General features: G+C 64.1%; 14 protein-coding genes. 9 read left to right on the top strand and 5 right to left on the bottom strand.

Features of this window, described 5'->3' with window-relative positions:
• Both RMO18_RS03985 and RMO18_RS03980 read right to left on the bottom strand, forming a co-directional pair.
• Nucleotides 1-644, bottom strand: a 644-nt coding sequence (locus RMO18_RS03985) for an ATP-grasp domain-containing protein (protein ID WP_309664045.1), incomplete at its 3' end; no start/stop codon positions are given.
• 204 nt (nt 645-848) lie between these two features.
• Nucleotides 849-2060, bottom strand: a complete 1212-nt coding sequence (locus RMO18_RS03980) for a hypothetical protein (RefSeq protein ID WP_309664044.1) — start codon at nt 2058-2060, stop codon at nt 849-851.
• A 109-nt stretch (nt 2061-2169) separates the two neighbouring features.
• Here RMO18_RS03980 and RMO18_RS03975 point away from each other — a divergent pair, with 109 nt between their 5' ends.
• Entirely contained in the window at nt 2170-3033 is an 864-nt protein-coding gene (locus tag RMO18_RS03975; RefSeq protein WP_309664042.1) for a glycosyltransferase family 2 protein, read from the top strand.
• Here RMO18_RS03975 and RMO18_RS03970 read toward each other — a convergent pair.
• Nucleotides 2994-3665 carry a class I SAM-dependent methyltransferase gene (locus RMO18_RS03970; RefSeq protein ID WP_309664040.1) on the bottom strand — a complete coding sequence of 224 codons (672 nt, stop codon included), beginning with the start codon at nt 3663-3665 and terminating at the stop codon, nt 2994-2996. The genes RMO18_RS03975 and RMO18_RS03970 overlap by 40 nt on opposite strands.
• A 198-nt stretch (nt 3666-3863) precedes the next feature.
• On the bottom strand, nt 3864-4826 hold the full coding sequence (gene mdh, locus RMO18_RS03965) for a malate dehydrogenase (protein WP_309664039.1): 963 nt from the start codon (nt 4824-4826) through the stop codon (nt 3864-3866).
• Between the two features lie 128 nt (nt 4827-4954).
• Here mdh and RMO18_RS03960 point away from each other — a divergent pair, with 128 nt between their 5' ends.
• Entirely contained in the window at nt 4955-5704 is a 750-nt protein-coding gene (locus RMO18_RS03960; RefSeq protein ID WP_309664038.1) for a sulfite exporter TauE/SafE family protein, read from the top strand.
• On the opposite strand, the gene RMO18_RS03955 is transcribed toward RMO18_RS03960, so the two are convergent.
• Nucleotides 5701-6024, bottom strand: coding sequence for a hypothetical protein (locus RMO18_RS03955; protein ID WP_309664037.1), 324 nt, complete (start codon nt 6022-6024; stop codon nt 5701-5703). The genes RMO18_RS03960 and RMO18_RS03955 overlap by 4 nt on opposite strands.
• Nucleotides 6025-6191: 167 nt before the next feature.
• Here RMO18_RS03955 and RMO18_RS03950 point away from each other — a divergent pair, with 167 nt between their 5' ends.
• The 7 genes from RMO18_RS03950 to RMO18_RS03920 all read left to right on the top strand — a co-directional run.
• Nucleotides 6192-7040 (top strand): CoA ester lyase, encoded by an 849-nt coding sequence (locus RMO18_RS03950; protein WP_309664035.1) that lies wholly within the window; start codon nt 6192-6194, stop codon nt 7038-7040.
• 37 nt (nt 7041-7077) lie between these two features.
• Nucleotides 7078-7623 (top strand): NnrU family protein, encoded by a 546-nt coding sequence (locus RMO18_RS03945; RefSeq protein ID WP_309664033.1) that lies wholly within the window; start codon nt 7078-7080, stop codon nt 7621-7623.
• Nucleotides 7624-7722: 99 nt separating this feature from the next.
• Nucleotides 7723-7926, top strand: a complete 204-nt coding sequence (locus RMO18_RS03940) for a DUF1737 domain-containing protein (protein WP_309664031.1) — start codon at nt 7723-7725, stop codon at nt 7924-7926.
• Complete coding sequence (locus RMO18_RS03935; protein ID WP_309664030.1) at nt 7923-8945, top strand: MaoC family dehydratase; 1023 nt, start codon at nt 7923-7925, stop codon at nt 8943-8945. Before RMO18_RS03940 ends, RMO18_RS03935 begins: the two co-directional genes overlap by 4 nt.
• 187 nt (nt 8946-9132) lie before the next feature.
• A complete protein-coding gene (gene sdhC, locus RMO18_RS03930) occupies nt 9133-9519 on the top strand; it encodes a succinate dehydrogenase, cytochrome b556 subunit (RefSeq protein ID WP_309664029.1) in 387 nt (128 codons plus the stop codon).
• Between the two features lie 7 nt (nt 9520-9526).
• Nucleotides 9527-9898 carry a succinate dehydrogenase, hydrophobic membrane anchor protein gene (locus RMO18_RS03925; protein ID WP_309664027.1) on the top strand — a complete coding sequence of 124 codons (372 nt, stop codon included), beginning with the start codon at nt 9527-9529 and terminating at the stop codon, nt 9896-9898.
• A 10-nt stretch (nt 9899-9908) separates the two neighbouring features.
• Nucleotides 9909-10675, top strand: a 767-nt coding sequence (locus tag RMO18_RS03920) for an FAD-binding protein (protein ID WP_309664026.1), incomplete at its 3' end; no start/stop codon positions are given.

Here is a 10675-nt window from a genome sequence, read left to right as displayed (position 1 = left end):
TTCAGCACGCAGAACGGGTTGATCTCCAGCATGTCCATGTCTTTTTCGACGAACATCCGGTAGAGGTTCTTCACGATGCCCACGCATTGCTTGACCTGATTGCCGTGCAGGCCAAGCGCGAAAGCGACGCGGCGGCCGTGGAAATCGGACAGACCGGTGGCGGGATCGACGTCGAAGGAAATGATTTTTTCCGGCGTGTCGTGCGCCACATCTTCGATGCTCATCCCGCCTTCGGTGGAGCAGACGAAGGAGATGCGGCTGGTCTTGCGGTCGATCAGGATGGCGAGATACAGCTCGCGTTCGATATCAGAGCCGTCTTCGATGTAGATGCGGTTGACCTGCTTGCCGGCCGGGCCGGTCTGGATGGTGACGAGCGTGCGGCCCAGCATCTGGCGGGCGAACTCGGCGGCTTCACCGACCGAGCGGGCGAGACGGACGCCGCCTTTTTCGCCAGCCTCGGGTTCCTTGAAATGGCCCTTGCCGCGGCCTCCGGCGTGGATCTGCGACTTGACCACCCAGAGCGGGCCGTCAAGTTCACCGGCGGCGGTCTTGGCCTCTTCGGCCTTCAGCACGACGCGGCCGTCGGAAACCGGGATGCCATAGCTGCGCAAAAGCGCCTTGGCCTGGTATTCGTGAATGTTCATGCGGACCGCCCTGCCGTTTCGGAATTTGCGACGGTGATGGCATGGAAACTGCCGGGTTGGTATCCGCTTTCGGTACCGAAGGCCTTGATCGGGCCGGAAAAGTGGTGTTTGTGATCACAAAATTTGTAGCTGTGATCACATTTTTAAAAACTGTGATCACAGCGTCGCATTTTCAGAAAATTTGACTGACTTTGCTGATTCGCACTAGTTCAGGAACAGGGCGAACAGCATCGCATCGCCTTCGACAATGCGGGTAAACTCGTTCCAGGCAAACGGGCTGGCGCGTGTGCCCTTTTCTGCAAAGGGCAACAGGCCCTCGCCTTGCACCCAAGTGATCAAGTCTACCGGGACCGGGTTTTCGAACATCTTCTTCATGTTGATCCCGGCCTCGGCGCCAAAGCGCCAGTGCGGGATCAGCAACTCTCCGGTCAGAAGCTTTTCCGCATCGGCCAGGACGGCCTGCCAACGTTCCGCCGTACCGGGCGGCATGATGATGCCGAGAGCGGAAGTCTGGCGGTCATTCGGGACCCATTCGCGGTCATTGTCGGACTCGAGGTTGACCAGCGCCCAGAAGCGGCGGTTTTCGGTGATCATCGCAAGAAAATGCGCGTGGGCCTTGCGGGTCAGGGTCGGGTCAGGGGTCTGGGCAAGGGCATGCAGGGCCATGGCGACGCGGTCAGCCTGACGGCCGAACATCATGTCCAGCGCATTCGTGGGCGGGGTGTCGCCCCACAGGGCATAGATCTTTTCCTCGCTGTCCAGCACGCGCTGGATGGCGGGGGCGGGATCGTAGGCGAGGGCAAGGTTGGTGAAGCCGGAAAGAAAATTCGTGTACGCTGAAAGCCAGGCGGCATCGGCCGTGTCAAAGCGCACGGTCGGGTCGATCACGTCGACGCTGGCGATGCGGCCGGCACCGCCCAGGGTCAGCCCAGCCACGGAGGACACATCTTCGCCCGCGTCGCGGGTGCCGTTCATGTTGATGTCAAACCAGAGGTCGGACATGGCGATATCAAGGGCGAAGGGTTTGTCGCCAAGGGCGGTGAGGGCAGCGCGGGAGGCGGCCATACTGGCCTCCAGCCCGGTCAGAAGGTCGATGAAATCCTGCGGGGCGAAGGGGCGGGCGTCAGGGTTTTCGGGGATCGGCAGGCGGAGGATCGGCAGTTCTGACCAATCGGCGCGGACGCCGGTTTGCCAGCGGATCTGCAGCGCCGCCTCGACCCCGCCCAGAAAGCGCAGGCCTGCACTGGCGAACAGGTCTTCGTTCGTCGGCGATGGCAGGGTGGCAAGGCGCGCCTCGGTCGCGCTGATCCCGGTGCGGCCGATCTCTTCGGACAGGATTTCTGCGCTGGCCGGGGGGGCGGCAAAGGCCAGGGCAGCGGCAAGTGCAAAAACCGGGGCGAAGGTCAGGGCTCGCATGGCATCCTCCATTGATGACCCGCCAAGCATGGGCAAGGGCGCGAGAAGCTGCAAGTCCGGATCCCTTTACCGGCTTTACGTATGAATATGGCGCGGCTATCACCCGGCCATGCGTCATGTCATCTGTCTTTCGACCATCCCCCCCCGCTTTGCCGCAATCGGACCCACGCTGCGGGCGCTGGTGCAGCAGACGTCGCGGCCCGAGGCGGTGGAGCTTTACATCCCCGGCAGCTATCGCCGCTTTCCGCAATGGGGCGGCGGCTTGCCCGACGTGCCGGATGGCGTCAAGATCGTCCGGGTCGAGGAAGACTTTGGCCCGGCAACCAAGATCCTGCCGGCCCTGCGGGCCTATCGGGGGCAGGACATCGAGCTTCTGTATGTCGATGACGACATCTACTTTGCCCCCGCTTGGGCAGCGCGGGTTCTGAAGCTGCGCCGGAAGCTGCCGAACACGGCACTTTGTGCGACCTGCTTGTCGATCAGGATGCTCGGTCACCCCTGGACCGGCAATGCCCCCCTGCCGCGAGCGGTGCGTGCCCGGAGCGGGAGAGAGCAGTTCGGGTTTCAATTTCGGCGCCTGCTGGCCGCGATCCGGCGAAAAGATCCGGCCGCGCCCCGGCTGCGGACCTGGTTTCGCAAGCTCCAAGGGTCCGGCTATGCCGACATTGCCGAAGGCTTTTCCGGCGTTGCCTTGCGGCCCGAATATCTGGACGACGCAGTCTTCGATCTTCCGCCGGTGCTGTGGGCGGTGGATGACATCTGGATCTCGGGCCACCTTACCCGGCGTGGGATACCGATCTGGGCCGACAGAAGCCTGGAATGCTCGCAAGTCTTTGCCGGGCTTTACCAGCATCATGCGCTGTTCAAGTCGGTGATCGATGGTGCGGATCGCGCGCAGGCAAACCTCGCCTGCGTTGACTACATGCGCGCGAATTACGGCATCTGGGGTGGTGAGGCGACCCAGAGCGTCTGACCACGGGGCAGGCGGCCGGGGCTTTGCAAGAGCTGCAGCCCGGCCTTGTCGCACAGGCGCAGGAGGTCGGCCGACAAGACGTGCCGCGGGGCGCGGTCGGGGTGGGTCACCACGCCGTCGGTCTGGCGGTACGGGCCGTCAAACTGGGCTTCCGGGGCCAGAAAGACCGAGAAGAGAAACGCCCTCAGCCGCGGCAGACGTGTTGTGACCGCGTGCAGGGCGGACTCCATTGCCCCGATTGGCAGATGGGTGAAGACGCCAAAGGCGATGGCAAAATCGATATCGGCGGGGATGCCCGGAAAGGCGAAATCAGCGTCTTCGATGAGATTGGAGAGGGGTAGGCGAGACTTGTCGGCAAGCTCCACCTCATATCCGCGCTGCATCAGGGCAAGCGAGGCGTCGGTGCCCCAGTAGTGAGCCGGATCAAGGTAGGGCACGGCCATGTGGCCAAGCCGCAGCGCGCCGCAGCCGATGTCGAGCAGGCGGTGATGCGGAGCGAGGCCTGCGGCACGCAAGGCGGCCATCTGGGCGCGCGCGGTTTCATCCCAGCGTCCGCCGACGATATCACGGTGTCGGCCTGCAGCGAGGGCCTTGGCGTAGAAATCAGGGGCGAGGTAAGGGGAGGCGGGCATGGGCGTCCGAAGGTTGCGCGCGGGGCCGGCCCCGGAGGGTTTCACACCCTCCGGACCTCCCGTGGGATATTTGGCGAAGAGGAAGTCAAATTTTAGTCAAATTGCGGCGAACAGGGCTGTCCGGGAAGATCTTGAGGGGGGGCGGAGCGCCGAATGCACAGCGGGGGGCTGTGCATTCGGGGTGATGCGACCGTGGTATCAGCCCAGAGACGGATCGATCGCTTTGCAGGCTGCAACAAGGCCTTTGACCGCATCGACCGATTTGTCGAACATCACCTGTTCTTCGCGGGTCAGCTTGATGTCGGCGATGCGTTCGATGCCGCCGGCCCCAATCAGGGTGGGGACGCCAACATACACGCCCTTGAGACCGAAGGGGCCGTCAACATAGGCCGCGCAGGGCAGCAGGCGTTTCTGGTCTTTCAGGAACGCCTCGGCCATCTCGACCGCGCTGGTGGCGGGGGCGTAGAAGGCGGAGCCGGTTTTCAGCAGGCCGACGATTTCGGCGCCGCCGTCGCGGGTGCGCTGGACGATGGCGTCGAGCTTTTCCTGCGTGGTCCAGCCCATCTGCACGAGGTCAGGCAGCGGGATGCCGGCGACGGTGGAGTAGCGGGTGAGCGGCACCATCGTGTCGCCGTGGCCGCCGAGCACGAAGGCGGTGACATCGCGCATCGAGACGCCGAATTCGAGGCTGAGGAAATGGCGGAAGCGGGCGCTGTCGAGCACCCCCGCCATGCCGACGACCATGTGATGCGGCAGGCCGGAAAACTCGCGCAGTGCCCAGACCATGGCATCCAGCGGGTTGGTGATGCAGATCACGAAGGCGTTTGGGGCGTGCTGTTTGATGCCTTCGCCGACGGCCTTCATCACCTTGAGGTTGATGCCCAGAAGGTCATCGCGGCTCATCCCCGGTTTGCGGGGGACACCGGCGGTGACGATGCAGACGTCGGCACCGGCGATATCGGCGTAGGAATTGGCGCCTTTGATAGCGGCATCAAAGCCTTCGGAGGGACCAGATTGCGCGATGTCGAGCGCCTTGCCCTGCGGCGTGCCTTCGGCGATGTCGAAGAGGATCACGTCGCCAAGCTCCTTGATGGCAACGAGATGGGCGAGCGTGCCGCCGATTTGCCCGGCACCGATGAGGGCGATCTTGGGTCTGGCCATGGGTCAGGTCTCCGAAGGTTGTGGTTGCGGTCTTTCGGTAAGCCGGTTCGGCGGCGGTGGCAAGCGTTGCGGCTGGCAGGGCGGGCGTGTTTACGCTAACCGAAGGGGCAAAAGCGGGGAGGGCAGGCATGGACGGCTGGGCATTCTGGGCGGTGGCGGTGGTGGCGGCGGGGCTGGTGGGCATGGGCAAGGGCGGCGTGCCGGTGGTCGGCATGCTGGGCGTGCCGGTGATGGCGCTGGTGATATCGCCGGTGGTGGCGGCGGGGTTGTTGCTGCCGGTCTATGTGGTGTCGGACATGTTCGGGCTTTATGCCTACCGGCATGCGTTTGACCGGCGGGTGTTGGCGATCGTGCTGCCGGGGGCGGTGGCGGGGATAGCGTTTGGTTGGGCCACGGCCAGCATTGTGCCCGAGGCGGCGGTGACGCTGCTGGTGGGGGTGATCGGGGTGGTGTTCGCGCTGAGCCTGTTGCTGCGCAAGCAGGTGGTTGCCGCGCCGCGACGGGGTGAGGTTGCGCCGGGGCTGTTCTGGGGGGCGATCACCGGGTTCACCAGTTTCGTCAGCCATGCCGGCGCGCCGCCCTATCAGGTGTACACGTTGCCCTTGGGGATGTCGAAGGCGGTGTTCGCAGGCACTTCGACAATTGCGTTCGCGGTGATCAATGCGGTGAAGTTGGTGCCCTATTATGCGCTGGGCCAGTTGAACCCGGCCAATCTGCGCGTCGCCGCAGTGCTGTTCGTGCCCGCCGCGATTGCGGTGTTTGCCGGGGTCAGGCTGGTGAACTGGATGCCGGAGCGGCTGTTCTTCCGGCTGGTGACCTGGGCCTTGCTGCTGATCTCGGTCAAGCTGATCTGGGACGGGGTCGCGGGGCTGCGCTAGACCTTGGAACCTTGGGCGGGCAAGGGGTCGCTGATCGCCTCATAGCCCATGCCGGAGGCGACGAGGCAGGTCATCCCGTCGGGCGTGGTGACGGTGAGGGTCCAGGTGCCGGTGGCATCGGCGGCGAACAGTTCCATCACCGTGGAGTTGGCCGCGATGCCGAGGCTGCGGCGGGTTTCGCCGTAATTCTGCGCCAGACCCTCGATCACATCGGCGCGGGGGGCGCATTGCGGGTTCGCAAAGCCGTTCTGGGTGGCAAGGATCACGCCGCCAAAGCCGAGCGAGAGGGCGAGCATCATCCGGGTCATATGTCTGTTCATGGGACAGGCCTTTGTGCTGGGAACCTGGGGCAAGGCTGCGCTGGGGGTGCTTAAAGGCGGTTAATGCCGCGCGCGGCGGCAATTTTTCTGCAATGCAGCAAGAATGAGCTTGCCGATTGTGGCGATTCCGTGCTTCGAAACGAAAGAATATTGCTTGGAGAAGAATCATGACGCGGCTGTATCGGTCTGTTCTGTATATTCCCGCGTCCAGGGAGAGGGCGCTGGAAAAGGCGCGCGAACTGCCTGCCGACGCGATCATATTTGATCTGGAGGACGCGGTGCTGCCAGAGGACAAGGCGCGCGCGCGGGAAATTCTGGTGCAGGAGTTGCGGGTGGCAGAGTTTGGCCCGCGCGCCCGCATCGTGCGGATCAACGGACTGGGCACTGCTTGGGGGAGCGAGGATGCTGCAGCTTTTGCCGGCCATGCCGGGGTCGACGCCGTGCTGGTGCCCAAGGTGAGCGGGCCGGCCGATCTGGACGCGGTGGCCGCGTTGCTGCCGGACGTGCCGTTGTGGGCGATGTTGGAGACGGCGGTCGGGGTGCTGAACGCGGCCGCGATTGCGGCGCATCCGCGACTGGCGGGGATGGTGATGGGGACCAACGATCTGGCGCGCGAGATCGGCGCGCGCGACCGGCCCGACCGGTTGGCGATGCTGCCGGGGCTGGGGCTGTGCCTTTTGGCGGCCAAGGCGCGGCGGCTGGTGATCCTGGACGGGGTCTATAATGCGTTCAAGGATCAGGCGGGCCTAAGCGCGGAATGCGAACAGGGGCGGGATTTGGGGTTTGACGGCAAGACGCTGATCCACCCGGCGCAACTGGCGGTGGCCAATGCGGTTTTCGCACCGTCCGATGCCGAGGTGGTGCTGGCCCGCCGCGAGATCGACGCCTTTGCGGCGGCACGCAGTGGCGGGCAGGGCGTGGCGGTGCTGGACGGCCGGATTGTCGAGACGATGCATGCCGATGCGGCGCGCGATGTATTGGCGCGGGCACAGACGATTGCGGCCATTGCCGTTTGACGGCAAGGTGGCGGCCGGAACATCGCAGGGAGTTGGCATGACGCTTTTGATTTTGGGGATGGCGCTGTGGTGGGCGGCGCATTTGTTCAAACGCCTCGCCCCGGCGCGACGCGCGGCGCTGGGCGACAAGGCCAAGGGGCCGGTGGCGCTGGTGCTGCTGGGGTCAGTGGTGCTGATGGTGCTGGGCTATCGCAGCGCGCCGCAGATCGACCTATGGTATCCGCCCGGCTTTTTGGTGCATGTAAACAACCTGCTGATGGTCTTTGCGTTTTACCTGTATGCAGCCAGCGGGATGAAGACAGCGATCACCCGGGTGATCCGGCATCCGCAATTGACCGCGATCAAGACCTGGGCTGTGGCGCATCTGCTGGTAAACGGCGATCTGGCGGCGGTGATTCTGTTCGGCGGTTTGCTGGCATGGGCCGTGGTGGCAGTGATCGTGATCAACCGGGCAGAGCCGGTCTGGGTGCGCAACGCGCCCGTGCCAGCGCGCAAGGAAGTGATGGCGGCGGTCGGCACCTTGATCGTGGTGGGCGTGGTGATGGCGGTGCATAACTGGCTGGGCGTGCAGCCCTGGGGCTGACGCCGGGGGGTTTCACACCCCCCGGACCCCCTGTGGGATATTTGGCGAAGAGGAAGCCAAATTTGAATTGAGTTTTAAAGAGTTCCTGGGAGGGATGGGGTGAAGCTTTACCGGTTTTTGAGCGAGGATGACACGGCGGCCTTCTGCCACAAGATCACGGCGGCGCTGAATGCGGGTTGGGCGCTGCATGGCGGGCCGACCTACGCGTTCGATGCGGCCCACGGCGTGATGCGCTGTGGGCAGGCGGTGGTAAAAGAGGTGCCGGGGGACTACACGCCAGACGTGAAGCTGGGCGAGCAATGAAGACCAATCCGGGACGGTTCTTCGAGGATTACCAGGTGGGCGAGGTGATCACCCATGCGGTGCCGCGGACCATCTCGGGGGGGGAGCGGGCGCTGTATCACGCGCTGTATCCGGCGCGCCATGCGGTCTATTCGTCGGATGAATTTGCGAAGAGCGTGGGGCTGGTGGCATCGCCGGTGGACGATCTGCTGGCGTTTCATGTGGTGTTTGGCAAGACCGTGCCCGACATCAGCCTGAATGCGGTGGCCAATCTGGGTTATGCCGAAGGGCGGTGGCTGCGGCCGGTGTTTGCCGGGGACACGCTGAAGGCACAATCGACGGTGATCGGGGTCAAGGAAAACTCCAGCGGGGCCACGGGTGTGGTCTGGGTGCGGACTGTCGGGGTGAACCAGCGCGATGAGCCGGTGCTGGACTTCGTGCGCTGGGTGATGGTCAAGAAGCGACGTCGCGAGGTGGAGGTGCTGACCGTGGTGCCGGAACTGGCGACGTCGGTGCCAGCCGATTGGCTGGTGGTGCCGTCGGGTCTTGATTTCAGCAGCTATGACTTTGCGCTGGCCGGTGAGCGGCACCGCTGGGGCGATTATGCGGTTGGCGAGGTGATTGACCATGTCGACGGCGTGACGGTCGAGGAGGCCGAGCATATGCTGGCGACGCGCCTGTGGCAGAACACATCGAAGGTGCATTTCGATGTGAGCCAGCGCGAGGATGGGCGGCGGCTGATCTATGGCGGGCATGTGATTTCCATGGCGCGGGCCTTGAGTTTCAACGGCTTGGCCAATGCGCAGATCATCGTGGCGTTGAATGGCGGTACACATGCGAGCCCCTGCTTTGCCGGCGATACGGTGCGGGCCTGGTCGCAGGTGCTGGATCGTGCCGAGACGGGTGCGCCGGGGGTCGGTGCGCTGCGGCTGCGGCTGGTGGCGACGAAGGGTGCGGCCGGGGCGTTGCGGGACGCGGGTGGGAAATATCTGCCGGACGTGCTGCTGGATCTGGATTACTGGGTGTTGGTGCCAATTTGATATTTGTGATCACGCGGAATTTTTATGTGATCACAAAAGCGAGAAACTTCGCCTGGTAGCGAAAACATTTCGCATCTGCGGCACTGTCACGCGTGACACCGCCGATTTACGCGTTATTCAAGGTTGGACGGGCAGCCTGGACCAGACCGACTGGCAAAGGCGCCCATAGCCAGGTGAGGAAAGACCCATGGCAGAGCTCAAACGGGTGGAGCGACCGCTGTCGCCGCATTTGCAGATCTATCGGGTGCAGATGACTTCGGTATCGTCGATCCTGACGCGGATCACCGGCAATGCGCTGATCGTCGGCGTTGTGCTGGCGGTCTGGTGGCTGCTGGCGGCGGCGACGTCGGCGGAGTATTTCGCGGTGGCCAATGCGGTGGCAACCAGCTGGTTTGGCGATCTGGTGTTTGCGGGATCGGCCTGGGCGGTGTGGTATCACTACCTTGCTGGGCTGCGGCATCTGTATTTCGACGCGGGCCACGGGCTTGAGGTGGCCACGGCGGAGCGGCTGGGCTGGGCCTGCATCATCGGGTCGGTCGTTCTGACCGCCCTCACCATTCTTATCGTTCAGTGAGGGTATCATGCGCTATCTGACAGCCCGCAAACGTGCCGAGGGCCGCGGCGCCGCCCATACCGGAACCGCCCATCATTGGTCGATGACGGTGTCTTCGGTGGGATTGGCTTTCCTCGTGCCGGTTTGGCTTTATATCTTCGGCCATGCGCTGGGCCGACCGCAGGATGTGGTGGTGGCAACTTTCGCGCATCCGTTCCCGGCGATTGTAACGGCACTTCTGCTGGTCGTGGGGATGCGTCATTTCGCGATGGGGGCCACCACGATGATCGAGGATTACGCGCGCGGCACGGCGCGGAAAATGCTGGTGATCTTCGTGATATCGCTGGCTTGGATGATCGCTGCGACGGGGCTGTTTGCCCTGGCCCGCATCGCGCTATGAAGGACGCATGATGACTGCCTATCCGTATGAAGTGCATGAGTATGACGTGGTCGTGGTCGGGGCCGGTGGCGCGGGCCTGCGCGCGACGCTGGGGATGGCCGAGCAGGGGCTGCGCACGGCCTGCGTGACCAAGGTGTTCCCGACACGCAGCCATACCGTGGCCGCGCAGGGCGGCATTGCGGCGTCGTTGGGGAATATGGGGCCGGATTCTTGGCAGTGGCATATGTACGACACGGTGAAGGGCAGCGACTGGCTGGGCGACACGGATGCGATGGAGTATCTGGCACGCGAGGCGCCGAAGGCGGTTTATGAGCTGGAGCATTACGGCGTGCCGTTCAGCCGCACCGAGGACGGGCGGATCTATCAGCGTCCGTTCGGCGGGCATACCACGGAATATGGCGAGGGACCGCCGGTGCAGCGCACCTGTGCCGCCGCCGACCGGACCGGGCATGCGATCCTGCACACGCTTTACGGGCAAAGCCTGAAGAACAACGCGGAATTCTACATCGAATATTTCGCGCTGGATCTTGTGATCACAGACGGGCGCTGCACCGGCGTGGTGGCGTGGAAGCTGGACGACGGCACGCTGCATGTGTTCAACGCCAAGATGGTGGTGCTGGCGACCGGCGGCTACGGGCGGGCGTATTTTTCCGCGACTTCGGCGCATACCTGCACGGGTGATGGCGGCGGCATGGTGGCGCGGGCGGGGTTGCCCTTGCAGGACATGGAGTTCGTGCAGTTCCACCCGACCGGCATCTATGGCTCTGGCTGCCTGAT

Source organism: Tabrizicola sp. (assembly GCF_031377265.1).
Classification (GTDB): domain Bacteria; phylum Pseudomonadota; class Alphaproteobacteria; order Rhodobacterales; family Rhodobacteraceae; genus JAUYQR01.
The sequence above is the reverse complement of the archived record's forward strand: the minus strand, read 5'-3'. Positions and strand labels throughout refer to the sequence as shown.

Coding starts and splice junctions, on each gene's coding strand:
- RMO18_RS03960 (WP_309664038.1), top strand. CDS start 4,955: ATGGACGGCTGGGCATTCTGGGCGGTGGCGGTGGTGGCGGCGGGGCTG.
- RMO18_RS03980 (WP_309664044.1), bottom strand. CDS start 2,060: ATGCGAGCCCTGACCTTCGCCCCGGTTTTTGCACTTGCCGCTGCCCTG.
- RMO18_RS03975 (WP_309664042.1), top strand. CDS start 2,170: ATGCGTCATGTCATCTGTCTTTCGACCATCCCCCCCCGCTTTGCCGCA.
- RMO18_RS03945 (WP_309664033.1), top strand. CDS start 7,078: ATGACGCTTTTGATTTTGGGGATGGCGCTGTGGTGGGCGGCGCATTTG.
- mdh (WP_309664039.1), bottom strand. CDS start 4,826: ATGGCCAGACCCAAGATCGCCCTCATCGGTGCCGGGCAAATCGGCGGC.
- RMO18_RS03935 (WP_309664030.1), top strand. CDS start 7,923: ATGAAGACCAATCCGGGACGGTTCTTCGAGGATTACCAGGTGGGCGAG.
- RMO18_RS03925 (WP_309664027.1), top strand. CDS start 9,527: ATGCGCTATCTGACAGCCCGCAAACGTGCCGAGGGCCGCGGCGCCGCC.
- RMO18_RS03950 (WP_309664035.1), top strand. CDS start 6,192: ATGACGCGGCTGTATCGGTCTGTTCTGTATATTCCCGCGTCCAGGGAG.
- sdhC (WP_309664029.1), top strand. CDS start 9,133: ATGGCAGAGCTCAAACGGGTGGAGCGACCGCTGTCGCCGCATTTGCAG.
- RMO18_RS03970 (WP_309664040.1), bottom strand. CDS start 3,665: ATGCCCGCCTCCCCTTACCTCGCCCCTGATTTCTACGCCAAGGCCCTC.
- RMO18_RS03955 (WP_309664037.1), bottom strand. CDS start 6,024: ATGAACAGACATATGACCCGGATGATGCTCGCCCTCTCGCTCGGCTTT.